20 protein-coding genes are annotated in these 23657 nt (G+C 61.9%); 11 read left to right on the forward strand and 9 right to left on the reverse strand.

All coding sequences use genetic code 11. From position 1 onward, the window contains the following. Window positions 1-74: 74 nt before the first annotated feature. Window positions 75-965 carry a coiled-coil protein gene (locus V5N13_RS13115; RefSeq protein ID WP_332898373.1) on the reverse strand — a complete coding sequence of 297 codons (891 nt, stop codon included), beginning with the start codon at window positions 963-965 and terminating at the stop codon, window positions 75-77. A gap of 558 nt (window positions 966-1523) precedes the next feature. Between V5N13_RS13115 and V5N13_RS13120 the strand changes: the two genes are divergently transcribed. The 4 genes from V5N13_RS13120 (at window position 1524) to V5N13_RS13135 (ending at window position 3328) form a co-directional block, all read left to right on the forward strand. After that, the gene (locus V5N13_RS13120) at window positions 1524-1700 is read left to right on the forward strand and encodes a hypothetical protein (RefSeq protein ID WP_336361445.1); all 177 of its coding nucleotides are present in this window, start codon (window positions 1524-1526) and stop codon (window positions 1698-1700) included. Between the two features lie 137 nt (window positions 1701-1837). Continuing rightward, window positions 1838-2251, forward strand: coding sequence for a DUF371 domain-containing protein (locus V5N13_RS13125; RefSeq protein ID WP_336361122.1), 414 nt, complete (start codon window positions 1838-1840; stop codon window positions 2249-2251). Window positions 2252-2305: 54 nt separating this feature from the next. Continuing rightward, on the forward strand, window positions 2306-2488 hold the full coding sequence (locus V5N13_RS13130; protein ID WP_336361123.1) for a hypothetical protein: 183 nt from the start codon (window positions 2306-2308) through the stop codon (window positions 2486-2488). A 42-nt stretch (window positions 2489-2530) separates the two neighbouring features. Next, the gene (locus V5N13_RS13135; RefSeq protein WP_336361124.1) at window positions 2531-3328 is read left to right on the forward strand and encodes an endonuclease III domain-containing protein; all 798 of its coding nucleotides are present in this window, start codon (window positions 2531-2533) and stop codon (window positions 3326-3328) included. Here the strand turns inward: V5N13_RS13135 and V5N13_RS13140 are convergent. From V5N13_RS13140 to V5N13_RS13150, 3 genes are read right to left on the reverse strand one after another with little or no spacing between them, the layout of a single operon-like run. Next, window positions 3325-3741 carry an EamA family transporter gene (locus V5N13_RS13140; RefSeq protein ID WP_332898378.1) on the reverse strand — a complete coding sequence of 139 codons (417 nt, stop codon included), beginning with the start codon at window positions 3739-3741 and terminating at the stop codon, window positions 3325-3327. The two genes, V5N13_RS13135 and V5N13_RS13140, sit on opposite strands and share 4 nt — an antisense overlap. A 39-nt stretch (window positions 3742-3780) precedes the next feature. Continuing rightward, entirely contained in the window at window positions 3781-4203 is a 423-nt protein-coding gene (locus tag V5N13_RS13145; protein ID WP_332898379.1) for a disulfide bond formation protein B, read from the reverse strand. Next, complete coding sequence (locus V5N13_RS13150) at window positions 4190-4927, reverse strand: DsbA family protein (protein WP_336361125.1); 738 nt, start codon at window positions 4925-4927, stop codon at window positions 4190-4192. Before V5N13_RS13150 ends, V5N13_RS13145 begins: the two co-directional genes overlap by 14 nt. 85 nt (window positions 4928-5012) lie before the next feature. On the opposite strand from V5N13_RS13150, the gene V5N13_RS13155 reads away from it, so the two are divergent. Beyond that, entirely contained in the window at window positions 5013-5459 is a 447-nt protein-coding gene (locus V5N13_RS13155; protein WP_336361126.1) for a MaoC/PaaZ C-terminal domain-containing protein, read from the forward strand. Here V5N13_RS13155 and V5N13_RS13160 read toward each other — a convergent pair. Further along, a complete protein-coding gene (locus V5N13_RS13160; protein WP_336361127.1) occupies window positions 5456-7369 on the reverse strand; it encodes a beta-CASP ribonuclease aCPSF1 in 1914 nt (637 codons plus the stop codon). The two genes, V5N13_RS13155 and V5N13_RS13160, sit on opposite strands and share 4 nt — an antisense overlap. Before the next feature lie 326 nt (window positions 7370-7695). On the opposite strand from V5N13_RS13160, the gene V5N13_RS13165 reads away from it, so the two are divergent. The 5 genes from V5N13_RS13165 to V5N13_RS13185 all read left to right on the forward strand — a co-directional run bounded on the left by V5N13_RS13165 (window position 7696) and on the right by V5N13_RS13185 (window position 16565). Continuing rightward, on the forward strand, window positions 7696-8175 hold the full coding sequence (locus V5N13_RS13165; RefSeq protein WP_336361128.1) for a hypothetical protein: 480 nt from the start codon (window positions 7696-7698) through the stop codon (window positions 8173-8175). Between the two features lie 67 nt (window positions 8176-8242). Then, a complete protein-coding gene (gene proS / locus V5N13_RS13170) occupies window positions 8243-9700 on the forward strand; it encodes a proline--tRNA ligase (RefSeq protein WP_336361129.1) in 1458 nt (485 codons plus the stop codon). A 166-nt stretch (window positions 9701-9866) separates the two neighbouring features. After that, entirely contained in the window at window positions 9867-14396 is a 4530-nt protein-coding gene (gene gltB, locus V5N13_RS13175; protein ID WP_336361130.1) for a glutamate synthase large subunit, read from the forward strand. Window positions 14397-14465: 69 nt separating this feature from the next. Then, window positions 14466-15449 (forward strand): NAD-dependent epimerase/dehydratase family protein, encoded by a 984-nt coding sequence (locus tag V5N13_RS13180; RefSeq protein ID WP_336361131.1) that lies wholly within the window; start codon window positions 14466-14468, stop codon window positions 15447-15449. Between the two features lie 57 nt (window positions 15450-15506). Further along, window positions 15507-16565 carry an NAD(P)-dependent glycerol-1-phosphate dehydrogenase gene (locus tag V5N13_RS13185; protein ID WP_336361132.1) on the forward strand — a complete coding sequence of 353 codons (1059 nt, stop codon included), beginning with the start codon at window positions 15507-15509 and terminating at the stop codon, window positions 16563-16565. On the opposite strand, the gene V5N13_RS13190 is transcribed toward V5N13_RS13185, so the two are convergent. Together V5N13_RS13190 and V5N13_RS13195 are read right to left on the reverse strand one after the other, a co-directional pair. After that, window positions 16562-17077 carry an NUDIX hydrolase gene (locus V5N13_RS13190; RefSeq protein ID WP_336361133.1) on the reverse strand — a complete coding sequence of 172 codons (516 nt, stop codon included), beginning with the start codon at window positions 17075-17077 and terminating at the stop codon, window positions 16562-16564. The genes V5N13_RS13185 and V5N13_RS13190 overlap by 4 nt on opposite strands. 178 nt (window positions 17078-17255) lie before the next feature. Beyond that, window positions 17256-19049, reverse strand: coding sequence for a S9 family peptidase (locus V5N13_RS13195; RefSeq protein WP_336361134.1), 1794 nt, complete (start codon window positions 19047-19049; stop codon window positions 17256-17258). A gap of 109 nt (window positions 19050-19158) precedes the next feature. Here V5N13_RS13195 and V5N13_RS13200 point away from each other — a divergent pair, with 109 nt between their 5' ends. After that, the gene (locus V5N13_RS13200) at window positions 19159-20220 is read left to right on the forward strand and encodes a glycosyltransferase (protein ID WP_336361135.1); all 1062 of its coding nucleotides are present in this window, start codon (window positions 19159-19161) and stop codon (window positions 20218-20220) included. Window positions 20221-20416: 196 nt separating this feature from the next. Here the strand turns inward: V5N13_RS13200 and V5N13_RS13205 are convergent, their stop codons facing one another. Next, the gene (locus V5N13_RS13205) at window positions 20417-21088 is read right to left on the reverse strand and encodes a helix-turn-helix domain-containing protein (protein ID WP_336361136.1); all 672 of its coding nucleotides are present in this window, start codon (window positions 21086-21088) and stop codon (window positions 20417-20419) included. Between the two features lie 75 nt (window positions 21089-21163). Further along, complete coding sequence (folP, locus tag V5N13_RS13210; RefSeq protein ID WP_336361137.1) at window positions 21164-23596, reverse strand: dihydropteroate synthase; 2433 nt, start codon at window positions 23594-23596, stop codon at window positions 21164-21166. Window positions 23597-23657 lie beyond the last annotated feature (61 nt).

Genomic DNA, 23657 nt, shown 5'->3' on the forward strand with positions numbered 1-23657 from the left:
GCCTTTAGCCGATTTTCGAGACAGCGGCGTCGCTCAGGCCTGCTGAGAAAACTGAAAAACGCGGCGTACCGAACTTAGAGCATTCCGGTCTTCTGGAGCTTCATGAGGTCCTCGGTGTCGAGGGTTTCGCCGTCCTTGAAGCGCTGGTAGATCTCCTCGGCTTCTGCCTTGGCTTCCTCGCGCTTCTCCTCGCGGGCGGAGCGGCGCTCTTTCTCCTCTGCCTTGTCCATCTCGCGGAGGCGCTTTTGGACGCGCACGAAGTCGTTGTGGTGCTGGTCTGCGGCTTCCTGTGCCTCAACGAACTTCTCGTGCATGTCGTCTGCCTTGTCACGGATGTCGTCGGCCTCGCGGTAGGCCTCGATCATCTCGTTGTGGTGCTGTTGGGCCTTGTCAGCGAGCTCCGTCACTTCCTGGTGGTGCTGGCTGGCTTCGGCGCGCACTTCTTCGGCTTCGGCGACGAGTTCTTCGAGGTTGTCGTTGTCGTCGAGTTTCTCCTTGCGGCTCAGATACTCCTCGCGCTTGTTCTCGATTTTCTCGATGAGCTCGCGTTCGTCTTCGGTCGAAAGGACTTCGGTCTGCTGTTTGAATTCGAGTTGCTCAATTTCCTTTTTGAGCTCCTCAAGGCCCTTTCCCTGGTCAAGTTCGAGGTCGGACTTCATCGATTCGACCTTCTCGAACAGCTCGTTTGCCTGCGCGTTGAGCTCGTTGCGGAGCTTCTTGTGCTCCTGGACTTGCTCGTTCAGCGAGTCGCGCTGTTCGCGGTGTTCTTGGGCCTTGTCGACGGCTTCACGCGTCTGTGCGTTGAGTTCGTCGCGCTTGCCTGCGCGCTCTGAAGCCATCTGGTTCAGCTCGTTCCGTCGGTCGCGGAGCTGTCCAGCGAGTTTGATTAGTTGGCCTTTAGAATCAGTTGCGAGGTCGTCTTCTGTCAGTTCGATGTTTTTAGTCTGGTCTAGCGTTTGTACCATAGTTAACTCACGATTCCATTACCGCACCGGCGCGGGGCAGTTGCCACTCAGTGGGGATGATAAGCAGCCGATAACACGTTGTCCCTGTCATTCTGCGTGCGATACTGCCAAACGCCGGTGGCGTTCTGGTACTCGGTAATACCTCCTCCGACCATATAAAGATTGTGCATTCTATGAGCTATGTAATCACGTAACAATCGCAAGACGGGGCCACGATAAGCTGTAGCATGCCATGAAAATAGTATTTAAACAACTCGCGGCAATCCATGCCACGTTAAGGCATACAAAAACCAGACTGTCTGGTTCAACCCCCCATATGGCCCCTGCGGAGGCATCCGATTTGTGGCATCCAATACGTTCGACTCGTGTATCGAACCCTCCCTACCCGGGCGTCGAATGTTCTCCGCTTATCGAGCGGTTAGTTACCCCTCATCAATAGCGAGGAGTTCCACACGTATACACGTGATACCTAAACAGATAGAGTTCGGCCGAAATCGACAGCAACCCGGACGCTCTCTCATACTTTCACTTTCACTCCGCACACGGGTCGATTTAACAGTGGTCGGGGGTGTTCTCGCAGACATGCTCGAAAAACTCACCTGCACCTGCGAGAACCCCGAGTGTGGTCGGACGCTCCACGAAGACCGGCTCATGCTCTCGATGCGTACCGACGTGGGCGAGCGCCGCGCCTACGAGTGTGCGTGTGGTGCAGTGACCGTGACCGTCGTGCGATAGGCTCGTCGCACGCAGACTTCCAGCCGTGCCAGCCGTCGGCCACAGCAGCTCGCCACGGCGGTCTCACAGCCCTGTTCGCGCTTCCGACGTGCACCGTCGATGGTGACTCGTATATGCGACCCCCTATTAGCGGGGCCATGGACGAAGTTGTACGCGCCCACGGGCACGAAAACGTGTTAGGACACCATTCTTCGACGTTCGAACTCACGAGCGACGACTTCCTCACGCCTGCAGGCGACTGCATTCTCGGTATCGAAGCCGACCGCGTTCCGGCCGATTTCGCAGACGCATTCGTCGAGGCGTGTCAGTCCACAGACGCCACGCTCACCGCCACCCTCGAAGTCGGTGACCTGACCGAAACCGTCACCGGCCGTGGCCACCCCGACATGACCTTCGAGAACGAGCGCAGCCTCGTCTTCCGGACGAGCGAGTACGTGGACGATCGCACCGTCATGGTCGGCGCGGACAAAGCCGCCGAGGATATCGACCGCGACCTCATCGCCGCACTCGCAGCCGGTGAAGCCTGCACGCTCACGCTCTCTGTCGAATAGACGTTCGCATTCGCAACCAGTAGAAACAATTCTCTTGCGCGCCTATGGATGGCTATGACCGACGCGTGTACCTACTGTGGCAAGGACGTGTATGATCACGACCCGGTGTTCGTAGAGAAACTCGATGTTGGCGAGCGCGTTGAAGCTGGCCAGTTCTGCAACTACGCCTGTCTGGCCGTCTATATCGAGGAAAACCACCTCACGACGGGTGCATGTTGTACCATCGACTACGCGTGACCTGCCGGACGACCTTTGTCCGCCGACGAACAAGACGCGACCATGCCCGAGGAACCCGCAAACAACATCAGCGGCGGGATTGACGGCGGCGGCCGGCCCGCCGAGTTCTCCCACGGCGAGCCAGCCTCGCGCGCCGAAGCCGTTATCGACCGGCTCGGCGAGTTGTACTGGCAAAAGCAGTACGGCGGCCAAGACGCCTTCACCTGCCTCGTACGAACCATCCTGAGCCAGAACACGAGCGACGTGGCCAGCCAACCGGCCCACAACTCGCTTCTCTCCCGCTACGGCAGGGATGACCTTGCCGTCTCTCTTGCTGGCGCCGCCCACGACGAACTCGCAGCGACAATCAAGTCAGCCGGACTCTACAACCAGAAGGCCACGGTCATCATCGACGCTGCCTCGCGCATTCTTGAGGAGTACGGCAGCGCAGCCTCCTTTGACGAGTTCGTCAGAGACGAAACTCCGGAGACGGTTCGGTCCGCCTTACTCGACATTCGCGGCGTCGGCCCGAAAACCGCCGACTGCGTCCTGCTCTTTGGGGGTGGCAGAGACGGCGTGTTCCCCGTGGATACCCACGTCCACCGAATTTACCGCCGGCTGGGAATCGCGCCGCCGGACGCAGACCACGAGGAGGTGCGAGCAGTGCTCGAACGCGAGGTTCCCGCAGAAAAGTGCGGCTTCGGGCACACCGCGAGCATTCAGTTCGGACGAGAGTACTGCACTGCAAGAAAACCGGCGTGTCTGGACGACCCGGACGCCTGTCCGATGGCAGACCTCTGCGACCAAGTAGGCGTGTATCCGGTAGACGGCGACGTTGTAGACCCCGCAGAGACAGTTTAACGCGCCAACATCACGACGGCGAGCACGCCGAAACCGACGCCCGCAACGTCTGTTATGTCCATTGAGTCCCCGAGAACCAGCACGCCGAGTAGCGCGGCCACCACGAAGTAGAGCGCGCTCACGGTGGTCACGATTCCCGTCCGCCCGTAGCTCAGGCCCGTGTAGAAGGCAACGGCGGCGATGCCCGAAAACACGCCCGCGAGGACGGCGAAGGTGAGTCCCGGGCCGCCGACGGAGAGGTCTTTGCCGAGCGCGAGGACGTAACCAAGCGCGATGGCGACGCCGACGACGTAGGAGACAATCATCGCCACCTCGGGTTCTATCGACTGGGTGGCCATATCCGCGAAGATGGCCCAGATACCCCACGAGACCATGGCGACGAGGGCGAAGATGACGGCGAGGTTGTTGCTCATGTCGGCAAAAACGAAGGAGGGGGCTGTAGTCGCTTCGACTCAGCGCCGGAACGCGGCGGCCGCGACGAGGCCCGTGATGAGGATAAAGGCGATAAGCGAGAGGTTCGGGACGGTGAAGATGGCGACTTTGAACTGGACGCTGGTACAGCCGGTTGCGCCGGGGCCGAAACTGCACCCGGACGTGAAGTCTGGAACCAACTGGATGTACGAGTGGTACGCCGCGACGGTGAGGCCGAGCACCGAAAGCGGGAGTACCATCTTGAACGCCTCGACGCGGGATTCGAGCGTCGAAACGCCGAGAATCACGACGAGCGGGTACATCAGAATGCGCTGATACCAGCACAGTTCACACGGGATGAGGCCGAGGCCGAGGCTCAGATACAGACTGCCGAGCGTGGCTATCGTGGCGACGGCTGTTGCTGCGGCGAGCAGGTGTTTCGGCGCGACGTCAGTTGCCGCCATTGACGAGCGCGTCGAGCGCGTTTCGCGTCTTCTCCGGCTCGAACGGGGAGTATACCTGTCCGTCGATGACGAGCGACGGCGTGCCGCTCACGCCTGCTTTGCCTGCGGCGTCCGTGGTTGCTTTCACGTCGTCTTCGTACTCGCCGTCTTCGAGGGCAGTTTTGAGGTCGTCGATTGGACCAACGCCAGCCTCCTCTGCGAGGATGGCGAGGTTTTCAGTGGTAGCCCACACCTCTTCTTCCGGCGGCTGGTTCGCGTACACGTACTCGTGATACGGCCAGTAGTGTTCGGGGTCTAAGTGCCAAATCGCAAGTCCAGCGCGGGCGGCGCGTGGCGCGTCTTCGCCGAGGAATGGACTGCCGTCGCTGCCGTAGGACAGCCCACGAAATTCGAGCGAGAGGTCGCCCGGTTCGACGTAGTCGGTCACGATTTGTGAGAGGCCGAGCGCGCGCTGGTCGTCGGTCGAGAACAGCTTGCAGGCGGGGCACTTCCAGTTCCCGAAGTAGGTGATTTTCGGGGCGGACGCAGACCCCATCAGCGCGTAGGTGTGGTCACCCGGATTCTCGGGGAGCGGGGCGTTTGCGGCGGGTTTGTCGAGGGCAGCGTCGCTGCGGCCGTCTTCGAGCTGGTAGCTGTCGCCGCCGGAACCGCCAAGACAGCCAGCGAGGGCTGCGGTTCCGACCGCGCCACCAGCCACGAGGAGTTGTCGTCGCGTGAGGGACATTTGTTCGTGCTCGCCTCTACGTACCCGAGAACGTAACGGCTTCGGCTACCCAGAGACCTTTGATAACACGCGACAAGCAGGGGGTATGGCGCTGCGCTATTTCGAAGACCTCGCCGTCGGTGAACGTGTCGAGGTCGGCCCCGTCTCGCTTACAGAGTCAGCTATCATCTCGTTCGCAGAGCAGTACGACCCACAGCCCTTTCACACAGACCTTGACGCCGCCGCAGACGGCCCGTTTTCCGGTCTCGTCGCAAGCGGTTGGCACACCTGCGCGGCGACGTTTCGCCCCATCGTAGACGCCGTGTTCTCCGAGTTGGCGTTTGCGGGAGGCTGGGGAATCGACGAGCTTCGGTGGCTAACACCGGTGCGGCCGGGAGACGAGTTGCTGGTTTCGGTGGAACTGGTCGCAAAACGCCCGCGAGACGAGGGTCGTGGCGACGTAGACTACGACGTAGTGGTGAGAAATCAGCGCGAAGACGTGGTGGTCACGTACCGCGACCACGTGATTGTCGAACGGCGAGCGGCGGATTAGAGGAAGCGGAAGGTTTCGAGGTTCTTCGGCGCGAAGGTGCGCATGTTGAACTCGTGGTAGAGTGCAGACGAGAGGTCTTGGGTCGACGACTCGTCACCGTGGACACAGAGCACTTTCTCTGGACGTGGGTTCATCGTTCGGACGAAGTCCATCAGCCCCTTGCGGTCTGCGTGGCCGGAGAATCCGTCTACGGTTTCGACGTTCATGTTGAGCTTCAGCGTGTTCGAGCGGCCGTTGCCGTCGTTGATTGGGATTTCGTCCCAACCGTTCTGGATGCGCCGGCCCATCGTCCCCTGTGCCTGGTAGCCGACGAAGACGAGCGTCGTGCGCTCGTCGCCGCCGAGGTGTTCGAGCCACGACATAATCGGACCGCCGGTGACCATCCCGGAGGTCGAAAGGATGATTGCAGGGCCGCTGTCGGTCACGTCTTGGCGCTCTTCTTCGCCGCCGTCGATGTGGTTGAACTCAGGGGCGAGGAAGGGGTTTGCGTCCTCGTGGAAGATGCGGTCGCGCAGGTCGTCGCGCAGATACTCTGGGTAGGTCGTGTGAATCGCAGTCGCCTCCCAAATCATCCCGTCTAAGTGGACGGGCATCTTCGGAATCTTGCCCTTGCGCATCGCCTCTTCTAAGACGAGCATGATTTCCTGTGAACGACCGACAGCGAACGCTGGAATCAGGATTTTCCCACCCTTGTCGTGGGTCTCGTTGATGATTTCGATGAGGCGCGCTTCCGAATCCGCCTGGTCGGTCTGGTAGTCGTTGCGCCCACCGTAGGTGGACTCCATGACGAGCGTTTCGACGCGCGGGAACTCGTTGACCGCGCCGTTGAACAGGCGCGTGTCCTTGTAGTGGATGTCGCCGGAGAATGCCACGTTGTAGAGGCCATCGCCGATGTGGAAGTGGGCAATCGCACTCCCGAGGATGTGCCCAGAGTTGTGGAGCGTGAGTTTGATGTCCGGCGCGATGTCGGTCACGTCACCGAATTCGAGCGGGATTGTGTGCTTGATCGTTTCGCGCACCATCTCGGACTCGTACGGCGGCGTGCGGCCTTCTTTCGCGGCCACGTCTAAGTAGTCGAGTTGGAGCAGGCCCATCAGGTCACGGGTTGGCTCCGTCGTGTAGACGGGACCGTCGTAGCCGTATTTGAACAGAAGCGGCAGGAGCGCGGAGTGGTCGAGGTGGGCGTGTGTCAGCACAACCGCGTCAATCGAGTTGAGCGGCGTGACTTCGGGGACGTGAAGGTACGGCACTTCGTCCTCTGCGCCCGGTTTGTCACCGCAATCGATGAGGATGCGCGTCTCTGGCGTCGAGAGCAGGAAGCTTGCGCGACCGACTTCGCGACAGCATCCGAGCGTCGTGATGCGAACCCAGTCCTCTTTGGACATCTCGCGGCGGTGAATCTGGCGACCGATTCGCTCTAAGATGTCGCGGCGCTCTTCGCGCTCCTGTTTCAGGAAGTTGCGCACGTTTGAGACCGTCGAAGACTCGATTGGCGGCGTGCGGACGACTTCCGGCGTCCAGCCGACTTTCTGCGTAATCTCTCGGAGCGTCGAGCCGTGTCGACCGATGACCATGCCCGGTTTCGCCGCCTCGATGACGACTTCGCCCGTGTCGATGTGGAAGTCTAAGTCGGTGACGCCCGCTTCCTCGGGGATGACGTTCATGACCTGTTCGCGCGCCTTCTCGGGCGGGGTCAGGACGTCGGGGTCGGGGCGCACCGTGATGCGTTTTCTGAGCTTGCTTGCGAGGGTGCGAATGAGGTCACCATTCTGGGCGAACTCCTTCGGGTCGCGAGTGTAGATGACGAGTTCCGGCCCTTCGTACTTGACGTCGGAGACGGTGATGTTACTCGGCAGTTCGCTCGTAATCGTTTCTTTCAAATCCTCAAGTTGCCGTTCTACAGTACTCATAGGTTAAAATTGGCTGCAATTTGTGTGGGGGGTCTTCCATCTGCCCACTGCTCGGTGGCACGCCAACGGCGAGTGCCATGGATGCCGGTCGCTCACTGTGTCACCTCGCCGCTGACGTGACCCAGAGTGGCATTCTCAGTACGTAAACTGTGTAGCATAACAGGTACTGTGTAGGTCGTATCCGCTACCGAACCGAGCAGTGCTCTCCGAACCTGGTGTCGGAGGTTGCGGGAAGAGTCCGGAAAACCCGCACGTAATTCTCGGTAACACTTCTTAGTTATAAAAGCCTTCGCAAAATTGTAGCTATCTGCCCACTAGCCGTTCGTATGCGAGTCACTCCTGCGATGGTGCGTGACGAACGAGACTGGGTCCAAAATCGCGCGTCCGTCGTCGTTCCACTCATCAACACCGTCCGAGAAGCCCTCGGTGAACAGTTCTCTGTCACCGTCTCACCCGTCACCGAAGACGCATACGGCGAGGCGGTCACTGCAGTGTTCGCAGACGGCGACCTCGCAGTGAACGTCGCGGGCCTCGTCGCCATCCTCCGCGACCTCGACTGTGAGGGCGATTATCCCGGCTTCGTCGTGGACGAACTGCTCGGGCGCGAACTCGCGGCGATGATTGCGGGCAACCAGCCGTTGCACCTGCTCGGGCAGGCCACGTTTCACTACGCGGACGTGCACACGCACACCGCGGGCGTCGCGGGCGCGGACGACTTGGATGCCGCCCTCGCCGCAGGCTTCCAGACGCGCCTGCCGGGCTGGCCGTGGACCGAAGGTGAGAGTCCGTTTTCGGTCATCGACTGATAGGGCCGTCGTCGGCCATATCGCAACAACACCGGGTTTAATAGCGGCCTCCGTCACTGCTCTATCAATGAGCGGAGAGCAGGAACTCGGTGTCACAGAAAGCAAGGAGCACAACCCCGGCGATTGGTACGCCGAGGTCGTCCAGAAGGCGAACCTCGCGGACTACGCGCCGATGGGAGGCTTCATCGTCACGAAACCCCGCGGCTACGCCCTCTGGGAGGGGATTCAAGACAACTTAGACACCTGGTTCAAAGAGACCGGCGCACAGAACGCGTATTTCCCGCTCTTTATCCCTGAGAGCTACCTCGAACGCGAGAAGGACATCGTCGAAGGCTTCGACCCGGAGGTCGCGTGGGTCACCCACGGCGGCCACAACGAACTCGAAGAACGCCTCGCCGTGCGGCCAACGAGTGAGTCCATCATCGCGCCGTACATGGCAAAGTGGGTTCGCAGCCACCGCGACCTGCCGCTTCGCCTGAACCAGTGGTGTTCGGTCGTGCGCTGGGAAGCGACGGACACGAAGCCGTTTTTCCGCACCAAGGAGTTCCTCTGGCAGGAGGGCCACACGGCCCACGAGACGGAGGACGAAGCGTGGGACGAGACGATGACGCGCCTCGACCAGTACGAACGCCTCTACACCGACGTGCTCGCCATCCCCGTCCTCAAGGGGCGGAAGCCGGACCACGACAAGTTCCCCGGCGCACACACCACCACCACGACCGAGGCGCTCATGCCCGACGGCAAGTCGGTGCAGGGCGCGACGAGCCACTACCTCGGCCAGAGCTTCGCAGAAGCCTTCGACCTCACCTACACCGACGAAGACGAAATCGAGCAGGTCGCCCACACCACGTCGTGGGGGCTGTCGTGGCGCGCACTCGGCGCGCTCATCATGACGCACTCGGACGACCAAGGGCTCATCGTCCCGCCGACCATCGCCCAAGAGCAGGTCGTCATCGTCCCCATCTGGAACGAGGACAACCGCGAAGAAGTGTTGGAGTACGCCCAGGATATCGCCGACGAACTCGACGCAGGTGGTATCCGCGTCGAACTCGACGACCGCGACGAGCGCAATCCCGGCTTCAAGTACAACGAGTGGGAACTGAAGGGCGTTCCCCTGCGCATCGAAGTCGGCGGCTACGAGGTCGCAGACGAGGAGGTCACGCTCGTCCACCGGCCAGACGGCGAAAACGTCACCGAGGACAACGACGAGAACCTCGTCGAAACCATCGAAGCACACCTCGACACCATCTACGACAAACTCTACGCCACCGCAGAAGAGAACTTACAGGAGAACATCCGCGAAGCCGAGAATCGCAACGAAATCCTCGGCACGATTGGTCAACACGGCGGCTACGTGAAGACCGCGTGGTGTGGTGACGAATCGTGTGAGACGGAAATCAAGGACACTATCGCCGCAGAAATCGTGATGGTTCCTCTCGACCGCGACGAAGAACCGATTGGCGACACCTGTGCTATCTGTGACGAAGCTGCCAACGAGACGGCGTATTTCGCCAAATCGTACTGATTCCCGGCGATTTTCGGGACGTTTTCAGCTTTTTCCGCTTCGCACGCGACGCCTGCCCATGAGGAATTAGAACAATATAGTGGCATATATATCCAATTAAGTGAGTTAAACAGTCCCTTAGTCCTTGAGGGGTAACCTCTTATTGGTGAGTGCGTACGGTTGGCACATGGCTAACCTCTCACCTGACAGCCGTGAGTCCCCACTGGTACGGGGCCTCGCGGACCCGACCGACGCCCGGGCAAACTGTGGCGTCGGCGTCGTCATGGACTTAGATGGCGGCGTAGACCACGCCGTCGTCGCAGATGGCGTTGAACTACTCGTAAACTTAGAACATCGCGGCACCACCGGCGCAGAGGAGAACACGGGCGACGGCGCTGGTATCATGCTGCAGATTCCCCACGACTTTTTTTCCGCCGAGGTCGACGCATCCCTCGGAAACCCGCGCACCTACGCCGTCGGCTCGCTTTTTTTGCCACAGGATGCAGACGCCCGCGACGCCGTCAAAGCCGTCGTCGAAGACACCCTCGCAGACCAACAGCTAGACGCCGTCGCCTGGCGCGACGTGCCGACGGATAACGCAGACCTCGGCGCAACCGCGCTCGAAGCCGAGCCACACGTCGCCCAACTGTTCGTCAAACCGGCTGGAGACATTTCGGGCGACGCTTTCGACCGCCGTCTCTACGTGACCCACCGCGCCGTCGAAAAGGCCGTGTCTGCTGCGGATATCGACGGGAGCGACCGTTTCTATCTCTGCTCTCTCGACCGCAAAACGCTCGTCTACAAAGGGTTGTTAAAAGCCGACCAACTCGCTGGCTATTACCCCGACCTCGAAGACGACCGCGTCGCCTCGAACTTCGCGCTCGTCCACGCCCGATTCTCGACGAACACGCTCGGCGCGTGGCACCTCGCCCACCCGTACCGCCGGATGATTCACAACGGCGAAATCAACACCATCCGCGGGAACATCAACTGGATGCGCGCCCGGGAGACGGATTTAACAAGCGACGTCCTCGGCGACGACCTCGACACGATTCGCCCCATCGTTGCAGACGAGAACCAGAGCGACACGGCGTCCGTGGACAACGTGTTAGACCTCCTGCTCGCAAACGGCCGCGAACTCCCCCACGCCCTGCGGATGCTCATCCCCGAGGCGTGGCGCAACGTGGACATCGACGACGACCGCCGCGACTGGTACGACTTCCACGCCTCGCTCGTCGAACCGTGGGACGGCCCCGCGCTCGTCGCCGCGACCGACGGTGACCGCGTCGGTGCCGTCCTCGACCGCAACGGCCTGCGTCCGTGCAGATACGACATCACGGGTGACAACCGCCTCATCATGGCTTCTGAGGTCGGCGCGCTCGAAACCGACCCGTCGAACATCAAAGAGCGCGGTCGCCTCCAGCCCGGCCAACTGTTCCTCGCAGACCCCGAAGAGGGCCGCGTCGTCCCGGACGACGAAGTGTTCGCAGACCTCGTTGACTCGAAATACGGCCAGTGGGTCGCAGACCAGCAGGTGCGCCTCGCAGACCTCACCCTCACAGATGCGGACGCGACCACGTCAGCAGACCTCCGCAACAAACAGGCGCTGTTCGGCTACACGTACGACGAACTCGACAACCTGCTTGAGCCGATGGCGAGTAAAGGGAAAGACCCCGTTGGGTCGATGGGTGACGACACGCCGCTGTCCGTACTCTCTGACTACAACCGTCCCCTGTTCAGCTACTTCAAACAGCTGTTCGCGCAGGTGACGAACCCGCCGCTCGACTACATCCGCGAAGAACTGGTCACGTCGCTCGAATCGCGGCTTGGCCACCAGCGAAACCTGCTCGCAGAGTCGCCGGAACACGCAAAGCAGCTCGTCTGTGACTCGCCCATCCTCAAAGACGAGCAAATCGCGGCCATCCGCGACCTCAACACGCTGTCGGTGACGACCCTCGACGCCACCTACGACCCAGACGACGGGCTCAAAGCGGGCCTCGAAGCCGTTCGCGAGGCGGCCACCGACGCGGCCGCAGCGAACGATATCGTCATCCTTTCTGACAAAGCCGCAGACGAGACGCGCGTCCCGATTCCAAGCCTCTTGCTCACCTCGGGCGTCCACCATCACCTCGTGCGCAACGGGCTTCGCAACCACTGTGGACTCGTCATCGAATCCGGAGACCCACGCGAGGTCCACCACATGGCGACGCTCGTCGGCTACGGCGCGGACGCCGTAAACCCGTACCTCGCCTTCGAGACCATCGCGGACGTCGTCGCCGGGCCTGACGGCGCAAACCCCGTCGCGGCCATCGACGCCTACGTCGGCGCGCTCGAAGACGGCCTGCTCAAAATCATGGCGAAGATGGGCATCTCGACGGTCGAGAGCTACCAAGGCGCGCAAATCTTCGAAGCCGTCGGCCTCGATTCCGGCTTCGTCGCCGAATACTTCGAGGGCACCGAAAACCGCACCGAGGGTATCGGCATCGAGGAAATCGAAGCCGACCTGCTCGACCGCCACGCGACGGCCTTCACCGACGAAGCCGATATGAAACGCGTCGGCGAGTACGAACACCGGTCGAGCGGGATTTTCCACGGCTGGAACCCACAATCGGTCGGCACGCTCCAGCAGTCGGTACGCAGCGGCGATTACGAGCGCTACAAGGAGTTCGCGGCGATGATGAACGACCAGAACGAGCAGCTTCAGACGCTGCGGGGGCTGCTCGAATTCGACGACAGCCGCGAGTCGATTCCAATCGAGGAGGTTGAGTCCATCGAGTCCATCGTCAAACGTTTCTCGACGGCCGCGATGAGCCTCGGTTCGCTCTCGCCGGAAGCCCATGAGAACAACTCGATTGCGATGAACCGCCTCGGCGCGAAATCGAACACCGGTGAGGGCGGCGAACCGCCAGAGCGCTTCGACACCGAAAAGGAGTGTAACGTAAAACAGGTCGCCTCCGGTCGATTCGGCGTCACGAGCCACTACCTCGCGTCGGCGGACGAACTCCAGATCAAGATGGCACAGGGGTCGAAACCCGGTGAGGGTGGCCATCTGCCTGGCCAGAAGGTAAACGAGATGATTGCCCACGTCCGCTACGCGACGCCGGGCGTTGGCCTCATCTCGCCGCCACCGCTCCACGACATCTACAGCATCGAGGACCTGAAACAGCTCATCCACGACCTCAAAGTCGCAAACGAGAACGCGGACATCAACGTGAAACTCGTCTCCGAGGCCGGCATCGGCACGATTGCGGCGGGGGTTGCAAAGGCGAACGCCGACGTGGTGCACATCAGCGGCCACTCCGGCGGGACAGGTGCGAGTCCGCGCACCTCCATCAAGAACGCGGGCCTGCCGTGGGAACTCGGGCTTGCAGAGGCCAACCAGATGCTCTGTCAGACCGGGCTTCGCTCGCGCATTCGCGTCACCGCAGACGGCGGGATGAAGACGGGCCGCGACGTTGCTGTCGCCGCCTTACTCGGCGCAGAGGAGTACGTCTTCGGGACGGCGAGCCTCGTCACCTCCGGCTGTGTGATGGCCCGTCAGTGTCACAAGAACACCTGTCCGGTCGGCGTTGCGACCCAAGACGAGAACCTGCGCCGCCGGTTCCCCGGCGAACCACAGCACGTCATCAACTACATGACGTTCATCGCGGAGGAACTGCGCGAAATCATGGCCGAGCTCGGCTTCCGCACGGTCGAGGAGATGGTTGGACAGGTCGAAGTGCTCAAACAGCGCACCGACGTCAAACAGCCAAAGGCGAAGAAGGTAGACCTCTCGTCTGTGCTCGCCCCACTTGCGGGCGACGCACGCACGAAAACAGAAGCACAGAACCACGATATCGACTCGCAACTCGACCACGCGCTCATCAAGCAGGCGATGCCCGCCTTGCAGCGCCGCGAACCCGTCGTGCTCGAAAGCGGGATTACGAACGTCGACCGCGCGGTCGGTGCGATGCTCTCGAATCGCATCTCCAACAAGTTCAGCGGCGACGGCCTCGCAGACGACACCATCGCCATCGACTTCGAGGGGACGGCGGGCCAGTCCTTTGGCGCGTTCCTCGCCTCGGGCGTCACGATGCACCTGACCGGCATCGCAAACGACTACGTCGGGAAGGGACTGTCGGGCGGGAAAATCGCCGTCCAGACGCCACCGACGGCGTCGTACAAGGCCGACGAAAACGTCCTCATCGGCAACGTCGCGTTCTACGGTGCGACCGAGGGCGAGGCGTACATCAACGGTATCGCAGGCGAGCGGTTCTGTGTGCGCAACTCCGGCGTGAAAGCCGTCGTCGAAGGCGTTGGTGACCACGGTTGTGAGTACATGACCGGCGGTGTCGCCGTCGTCCTCGGTGAGACGGGCAAGAACTTCGCCGCGGGCATGTCCGGCGGCGTCGCGTACGTCGTAGACGAAAACGACACGCTGGCTTCGAAAGCGAACACGGGAATGGTCACGCTCGACAACACCCTCTCAGAGCGCGACCGCCGGATGCTTCGTCGCCTCGTCGAAAACCACGCAGCCTACACCGACAGCGAGCGCGCCAAAGAACTGCTCGCAAACTGGGAGGAAACGCTCTCCTCGTTCGTGAAGGTCATGCCCGACGCCTACGCCGAGGTCATCGCAGAACACGATTCAGAGGACGTGCGCACGAAACTGCCGCGCGCCGCCTCGGAGTACGCGGAGGGGAACACGGGAAACAGTATCGCGCTCTCTGACGACTGAGCAGAGAGCGCCATCGTTCGACTGACCGCGTCCGCCACTATTTTGCGCACCCGTCACCCAGCACCAGACATGACAAACGCCCTCGTCATCGGTGGCACGCGGTTTATCGGCAAGTGGACGGTTCGAGAACTCCTCGACCACGACTACGACGTGACGATTTTCAATCGCGGGAACCACGAGAATCCGTTTGGCGAGACGGTCACGCACATTCAAGGTGACAGGACGAACGACGCCGAGCTCGCCGCCGCGGCGACCGAGGCCGACCCCGATGTCGTTATCGATTGCGTGGCGTACAAGCCCCGCGAGGTACGCACTGCAACCCGAATTTTCGAGGACGTGGACGCCTACGTCTACATTTCGAGTGGGAGCGCCTATGGCGACGAAGAAATCCCGAAACGCGAGGGCGTCACCCGACTCTTCGAGTGTACGAACGAACAGGCAGACGAGGACTCGGCCGAATCCTATGGCCCGCGGAAGGCAGAGGGCGACCGCGCCATCTTCGCCGCCGCAGACCGCGGCGTGAACGCGATGAGCGTCCGCCCGTGTATCGTCTACGGTCCGGACGACTACGGCGAGCGTTTCGACTACTGGATTACCCGCGTCAGAACCTACGACCGCGTCATCATCCCCGGCGACGGGACGAACCTCTGGCATCGCGCCTACGTCGAAGACGTGGCGAGCGCGCTGCGTACCGTCGCAGAAGAGGGCGAGCCCGGCGAGGCGTACAACGTTGGCGACCAGCGGCTCGTGACCTTAGAGGAGATGCTGCATCTCATGGCGGACGCGCTCGACACCGACATCGACGTCGTTCACGCGGGCGAACGCGAACTGTCGATAGTCGACCTCACGCCCGACGATTTCATCCTCTGGCGCGACTACCCGCACGTCCTCGCGACGGAGAAACTCGCCGCCCTCGGCTGGGAATCGACGCCCCTGCACGAGACGATGCAACGCACAGTCGATGACCACCTCGAAAGCGACCGCGACGGGAGCGAACACGACCCCGGCCGCGAAAATGAGGAACGGCTCCTTTCGGTTCTCGACACCATCTGAGCACACGTCAGCCGACAGAGAGTAAACGGTATCATGGCGGGCGGTTCATCTCATGGTATGTTTACAAAGTCGTCGTGGATTCGGCTGCCACGAAACGTCCTGGTGGGTCACGGGGTCTTAGACCAGACGGTGGAGGCGGTCTCCGAACTCCACCTGCGCGGGACGCCGGTTCTCGTCACGAGTCCGACGCCGCGGAAAATCGCGGCCGACCGCATCATCGAACAGTTCGAAGCCGCCGGCTTTTCGCCCGAAGTCGTCGTCGTCGAGACGGCGAGCTTCGCGGAGGTACAGCGCGTCATCGACGCCGCAGAGTCGGTGGACGCGGGCTTCCTCGTCGGCGTCGGTGGCGGCAAGGCCATTGACATTGCGAAGATGGCCGCAGACCGCATCGACCGTGGCTTCATCTCCGTGCCGACGGCGGCGAGTCACGACGGCATCGTGAGCGGGCGAGGGTCGGTCCCGGAGGGGGACACCCGTCACAGCGTGGCTGCAGACCCACCGCTCGCCGTCGTCGCGGACACCGAATTGCTCGCGAACGCGCCGTGGGAACTCACAACTGCGGGCTGTGCGGACATCATCTCCAATTACACCGCCGTCAAAGACTGGCAGTTGGCCCACCGCCTGAAGAACGTCGAGTACTCAGAGTACGCGGGCGCGCTCTCTCAGATGACCGCGGAGTTGCTCGTAGAACGCATCGACGCCATCAAACCCGGCCTCGAAGAGTCTTCGTGGGTGGTCGTAAAGGCGCTCGTCTCCTCGGGCGTGGCGATGAGCATCGCCGGGTCGTCGCGGCCCGCAAGCGGTGCAGAACACCTCTTTTCCCACCAGCTCGACCGGCTCGCGCCCGGGGCGGCGCTTCACGGCCATCAGGTCGGCGTCGGCTCAATTCTCATCGAGTATCTCCACTCGGGCGAACACGGTCAGTGGCAGAACATCCGCGACGCGCTCGATAAACTCGGTGCGCCGACGACCGCAGAGGAACTTGGTATTGCTCCAGAAACCGTCATCGAAGCCCTGACGACGGCCCACGAGATTCGCGACCGCTATACGATTCTCGGCGATGGCGTGAGCGAGGATGCCGCGATTGAAGTCGTAACCGTCACGGGCGTTATCTAAGCCGGAAGCGCGTCAGAAACCGTAGCGGGCGGATTTTTCCACCATTCGACGGCGGTAACCCCGTCGCCTTCACACAGTTCGCCGCCAGCCGGAACGCCAGAAAAGATGATTTGGAGTTGATACACGGGGGGCCGCTCGACGTTTCGTTCGTCGCCAATCCCCACAATCGACACCCGTGTGACTTCGTCGATGTCACAGTCGAGGCCTGTTGTTCGTTTCACGAGCCGCTTTGCGCCCGCTTCGAGGGTCTCGTCTGCGTTCACCGTTCCGCCGGGTTCGGCCCAGCGGTTCGTCCCCTCCTCGTCTTTGACCAGCAACACGCGCTCTTCTGCGTCTTCGAGGCGGACGCCCGCGCAGGCGACGCGACCCGCTGCGAACTGCTCGCACGCCCGCTCGTAGGCGGCCGGCGGCAGCGCAGTCGTGGTCTGGTCTACCGAAACCGACCCGTACTGTGTCGAAAGCGTAGAAAGAAGCTCCCCGACCTGCTCGCGGGAGCGTTCTGAGACGGTCATAGCCGCCCCAAAACAACCAGTTGTAATAAGTCTTCTACAACGGGAAATGTGCGGGTAGCTGACCTGTAACGATAACAAACTGCGTTTGAGAATAACCGTATCCGGTCAGTCTGTGGGTTCACATGCCTTTCGCAGAAAACGTCTCGCTAAAGCCGACATGTGTGTCCGTTTTCCTGCCTCAGACGTAGGTGTCGAGGAAGTCCGCGACGGTCGTGTAGGCGGTGACCCGATTTTCGATTTTCGAGAACCCGTGGCCCTCGTCGTCGAAAATGTGCTTTTCGACGGGCACGTGTTTGCTCGCTTCTGCGGCAATCTGTTCTGCCTCTCCGACCGGGACGCGCGGGTCGTTCTTGCCGTGGAGGACGAGCAGCGGCGCGCTGATGGCGTCGATGTTGTTGATGGGGCTAATCGACTCTAAGAACTCGCGGTCGTCTGTAAGCGAGCCGTATTCGGCCTCGCGGAGTTTGCGCCGCCAGTCGCCGGTGTTCTGGAGGAACGTGATGAAGTTCGCAATGCCGACGATGTCGATGCCCGCAGCCCAGAGATCCGGGTACTCGGTGAGCGCGGCGAGCGCCATGAATCCACCATACGAACCGCCCATCACTGCAATACGGTCTGGGTCGACGCTCGGGTGGGCGTGGAGCCACTCGACGGCGGCTTTGATGTCCGCCACCGAGTCCATGCGCTTTTCGACGTCGTCTAAGCGCGTGTAGGCCTTCCCGTAGCCCGTAGAGCCGCGCACGTTCGGCTCGAAGATGGCGTAGCCGCGATTCACCAGATACTGTTTGACGGGGTTGAACGACGGTCGACGCTGGCTCTCCGGGCCGCCGTGGATGTCGACGACGACGGGCGTCGCGCCCGCTCTGGCGTCCTGTGGGAGCGTGAAGAACGCCGGAATCTCGCGGCCGTCGAACGACTCGTAGCGGATGACTTCGGGTTCGCGGAACGTGTCTTTTTGAATCCCGGCAGTCGAGGCGTTCGTCCAGCGCTCTGCGTCGCCCGTCTCCACGTCCACGACGTAGACGTTCGCGTTCTCGGAACTCCCGGTGACCGTAACCGAGAACGCGCTCGCGTCGTCGTTGAAGCTGATGCCGCCTTGGACGCCGCGGGGGAGCGCAGGCTCTGGATACTCCTCGATTTCGGTGGGGGCGGTGAGGTCGCCAACGGTGAGGCTCGTGTAGCCTTCGACGTTCCGAGCGTAGATGATGCGTCCGGTGTCCTCGTCGATGGCCGCCCCGGCGACGTTCCACGCTGGGTCTTCGACGACGGGTTCGAGTTCGAGTGTGTCGAGTGGGAGGCGAGCGAGCCAAAGTAAGTCAGAATCGCGGTCGGTGACGAGATAGAGGCTCTCGCCATCCGGCCCCCACTGGACGCTCCCGTAGCGGACGTGTCCCTCGTGGGGCGTGACGTGGGTCAACTCGCCGGTTTCGACGTCGAGGACGTACACGTCTTGGTCGAAACTGGAGTGCGCCTCGGAGACGATGAGACGGGTGTCATCCGGGCTCCATCCGCCCACCGTTAGCCAGCCGTCGCCTTCGTACACCAACTCGGCGGCTGCCCCGGTCTCGTCTCGGCCTTGGACATAGATGTCGAAGACGCTCCCCTCCCGGCGATTCGAAGAGAAGGCGAAGCGCTCGCCATCGTGGCTCCAGCCGCCCCACCAGTGTTTGGCCTCGGGCGTATCGGTGAGCGCTGTGACGAGGCCGTCGCTGTCGAGGCGAAACAGCTGTTCGCGTTCGTTGCCGCCCTCGTCCATGCCGAAGATGAGCTCCGGGTTCTCGGGTGACCACGAGGCGAAGGTGATGCGCTCGTCGTAGAAGGTGCGCTGTTCTGGCCAGCGGCCGGGTTCGTGCAGCGACCAAATCTGGGAGGTTCCCGTCGTGTCCATCAAGAAAGCGAGCTCGCCGTGGGGGCCAAACGACGCGGACCCCGCACTGCGAATATTGAGATACCGCTCGACATCATACACCATACGACTGCTTCTCCGTTCGCCCGCAAAGCCGTTTTTATCGTCGGAGTGTCATATTGGACGAGCAAGCCGTTCGGGTGGTTTTTTATCAATTGATTTCGTCCCGAGGTGTATGCGCGTCGCGTTCGTCTCGTCTCACACGACCGATAGACGAGACACCCCGGGCAACCGCCGGGTTCGCAGAGTCGCAGAAGGCCTTGCACGGAAGGGCCACGAGGTTGCCGTGTTCTGTACCCAGTGGTGGGAGGGCGAGACGGTCGCGGAGTTCGAGCGAGACGGCGTTACCTACCACGCCGTCACCGACACGCCCGCCCCGCTCACGTTTGCCGCCAAAGTGCCGTTTGCGTTGTCGTCTTTTGACCCCGACATCGTCCACGCCACGCCAACGCCACCGGCACAGGTGGTCGGTGCGCGGCTTTCAACGCTGTTCTCGCGAACGCCGCTCGTGGTCGATTGGTACGGCGATGACGACCCGCCCGAGTCCTGGAGCGGGCGGTATCCGGCCCGTGCCCCAACGGCGGTCATCACACCCTCACGGATGGTGAGTACGTGGGTCAGAGAGAGCGGGGCGTCAGCAGAAGCCGTCGAAATCATCCCAGAGGGCGTCGATGTGTCGCTCATCGAGGACACTGACCCAACCGATGGTGTCGATGTCGTCACCGCCTGCTCGATGGACGAGCACGCGAATCTCGACAGCCTGTTTCTCGCGCTTGCAGAACTCCGCGATCGCGACTGGCACGCGGTCGTCATCGGTGACGGCCCACATCGTGCGGCGTTCGAACAACAGGCCACAGACCTCAGAATCGCAGACCGAATCACGTTCACCGGGTCGCTCTCGCCCGCAGAGCGCGTTGCTTACTACAAGGGTGCCCACGTGTTCACCCACACGGGCACGCGAACGCCGTTTGCCACCGACCTGCTCTGGGGGCTCGCGTGTGGCTGTATCGGCATCGTCGAGTACCACACCGACTCTGCGGCCCACGAACTCGTCGAAGGCTTAGAACGGGGTTTTCGGGCCACCTCACCACAGGAAATCGCAAACGCAATCGAAAAAGCGGGGTCGCTCGACACACGAACGACCGACGAGCGGTTTTTCAAGTACAGCCACGACGCATTGCTGTCCCGGTATCTCACCTGTTACGCCGCGGTGCGTGACGACGCCGGACTCTTCTAATCGTGAAAGTAGCAGGGGCGTGGGTCGTGGTCGGCCCCCCTCTACGCGTGTGACGCCACGTGAGCATTCGTTCCACGCTCTTGCCCCCACTTCTCGCGGGCTACGCACACCCCACGAGTCATACGCAGCCACGCGAGCAGGTAACAATTACCACACCACAGGCTTGTTTCGTTCGGTTGGCTGTTTAACGGATTTATTACCGTCGTTCGCCCACTTCACTGCCGTTGAGCGAGCGAACGGCGTGGTACACGGTTTTCTTTATCGCGGGTCGAAGTCGCTTTGAGACGGCTTGTGGTGTGATACCGAGCTCGTCGCTGAGTTCGTCGAGCGACACGAGCCGAGGACTTTCGAAGTAGCCGTGTTTCACGGCCAACACGAGGGCTTCTTGCTGCTCTTTGGTGAGTTCGACGGGCAAATCTGCCCCGTCTACGGTGTCAAGCGTAGTGATGCGCTCGATTGTGACGGGGATGTTGTTGGCGTCACAGGCCGTATGGAACGCCGTCACTGAGTCGTGATTCTGGAATCGAACTCGAAAGAACCAGTGGTCGTCGCCATGGGCTTCGAGAATCGTGCCACCAGTCTCGAACAGTGCGCTCAGCAGAGTCCCTGCGGCCGGTGTACAGACGACGCGATACAGCAATCGGTCGTCAATCTGGTCAAGGAGGGTAGCCGATTCGACCTCCGGAGACTCCATGGCGAACTGTTCGAACGGTTCTGCTGCGGTGCCGGAAACCCAGATGTAGGGAACCGGTTGCTCGCCAAGTGGGACGATACGTTCGAGTTCGATATGGACGCCCGACAACTGTGTGAGTGCAGGCCCAAAGATGAACGACTCTGCGGGGAGTACGAACTCAATGATCGTGCCCATACACGTCCTAGGACGCCAACCATTAGAAATGTTTGTATTTTGAGAACTACTGTGTTTGTGTCATGCAGGCGTGACTCACTCGAACTGAGTAGGGTCGCGCGCCGCCTGTGTGGCACGAACCGCGGCGACGTTTGCGTCTACGTCGTGGACGCGCACGATGTCCGCCCCGCGTTCGACCGCGAGCGTCGTCCCCGCGATGGTCGCAGGCAGCCGGTCGTCGGTCTCCTGCCCGACGAGGTCGAACATCGATTTATGGGAGTGGCCAATCAGGACGGGACAGCCGAGGGCGTGGAGTTCGTTCGCGCGCCCGAGCAACTCGAAGTTCTCTGCTGGCGATTTCCCGAAGCCGAGGCCGGGGTCAACGATGATTTGTCGGCGGTCGAGTCCTGCCTTCTCTGCGAGCAACACCTTCTTGTTTAACTCCGCGATGACGTCCTCGACCACATCGTCGTACTCCACGGTGTGTTCCGGGACGACGGGCGCGTCGAGGCTGTGCATGACGACGATGGGCGCGTCGAACTCGGCAGCGACGAAGCGCATCTCCGGGTCTTCTAAGCCGGTCACGTCGTTTACGATGTCGCCACCGGCTTCGAGCGCCGCCCGCGCGACGGCCGCCTTTCGCGTGTCAATCGAGATGAGACAGTCGAGGTCTGCGAGTTGTTCGACCACAGGAACGACCCGCGCGATTTCGGCTTCGGTACTCACCTCGTCTGCGCCGGGGCGCGTGCTCTCGCCGCCGATGTCGATGATATCGGCTCCCTCTGCGACGATTTCTTTTCCGCGTGAAACGGCATCCTCGATGGCCTCGTACCGGCCGCCGTCGTGGAAGCTGTCCGGTGTGACGTTCAAGATTCCCATGACGACGGGGCCGTCCTCCCACGGATAGCCGAGTTTTTCGGGGCGCGTCTGAATCGAGAGCGCCTCGCGAATGTCGTCTGCGAACGGCGAGAGGCCGTAGGGTTGGCCGTCGAGTTTGTCTGCGAGGCGCTTGAACTGCGCGAGCGTCCCCATCAACACGACGTCGAACGTCTCGTCGTCTTGGTCGTTGAGCCCCGACAGCGCACACTCACCGCCGAGTGAGAGCATCTCCTCTTTCAGGTACTGTGCCTGGCGCTTTTGGACTCGCGTTTTGAGCACGCGATGGACGGCCTTGCCCCGCATTCGCCAGACGCCTGCGTCGGTGACGTGTGCGCCCGAGAGCGTTTTGCGCGCGTCGTCTAAGTCCACGATGCGCTTTGGAATTTCGGCTCGTGTCCAGCGCCTGCGGGCTTCTGCGACGACGAACAGCGACCCCGTAATCAGGACACAGTCGTTCGGTCCGGCGTTCGACAGCGCGAGCTCGACGGCGCTTTCGACAGCGCTCCGACGCGACACGTCTGCGACACCCGCGTCCTCGAAGATGCTCGCGAGCACCGCGCGGTCCTGTGAGCGGTCTAAATCTGGCTGGCAGGTCACCACCGAGTCGGGCGTCGGGAGCGCCGCCACCATCGCGCGGTGGTCTTTGTCGCTCATCGCACCGAACACGAGGTGGAGGTTGTCGTAGTCAAATTCGGCGAGCAAGTCAGCAACGACCTCGCACGCACCGGGGTTGTGCGCGCCGTCGAGCACGGTGAGCGGCGACTGACTCATCACCTCGAAGCGCCCCGGCCAGTGGGCTTTGCGGAGGCCGCGGGCGATGGTTGCTTCGTCTACGTCTGCGACCTGTCGGGCAAGCGTGGCCGCGATGCCCGCGTTCGCCGCCTGGTGGTCGCCAAGCGCGGGGAGACGCGCCTCAATGTGCCAGTCGGGGCCGGAGAGCCTGACGCGGCCTTCGAGGCCGTCGCGCCCGTCGTAGGCGACCGTCACGTCCGCGTCGTCGCCGCCGACGGTGACGATGTCGCCCGCCTGCTTGCGAACCGCATCGAGTGCCGTGCCGGTTGCGGCGGTCACGAGCGGGTTCACGCCGGAGGCGACGTGTGCTTTATCGGTGGCGATTTCCTCGACCGTATCCCCGAGGTACTGGGTGTGTTCGAGCGAGACGTTCGTCACGGCGCTCGCAATCGGAGAAACGGCGCTCGTCGCGTCGTATTTTCCACCAATCCCGACTTCGAGGACAGCCACGTCTACGTCCTTTCTCGCAAACTCCCACACGGCGAGCGCGGTGAGCGTCTCGAAGAAAGTTGGGGATTCGCCCGCCGCGGCCGCCTCGGTGAGATACGGTTTCGTCTGTTCGACAAACGAGATGAGAGCCTGCTTCGAAATCATCCGACCGTTCACGCGGACGCGCTCGCGGACGTCCTCTAAGTGCGGTGAGGTGTAGAGCCCGACCGACAGCCCGGCTTCGCGGAGGGTCGATTCGAGCATCCGAACGGTGCTGCCCTTGCCGTTTGACCCCGCGACCTGTACGAAATCGATGTCGTCGTCGGGACTGCCGAGGTGGTCGAGCAGGGCCCGCGTGGCCTCGGTGCCCGCCCGTGGGGTGAACCGCCGCAGGTCGAAAAGAAAGTTCGCGGCGTCGTGGAACTCCATACAGATGGAATCTTGAGGTGTCCGCTTTAGCCTGTCGAACGTCGGTGGGTGTCGCGTCACA

The sequence above is a fragment of the Haladaptatus sp. ZSTT2 genome (genome assembly GCF_037081775.1).
Taxonomy (GTDB): domain Archaea; phylum Halobacteriota; class Halobacteria; order Halobacteriales; family Halococcaceae; genus QDMS2.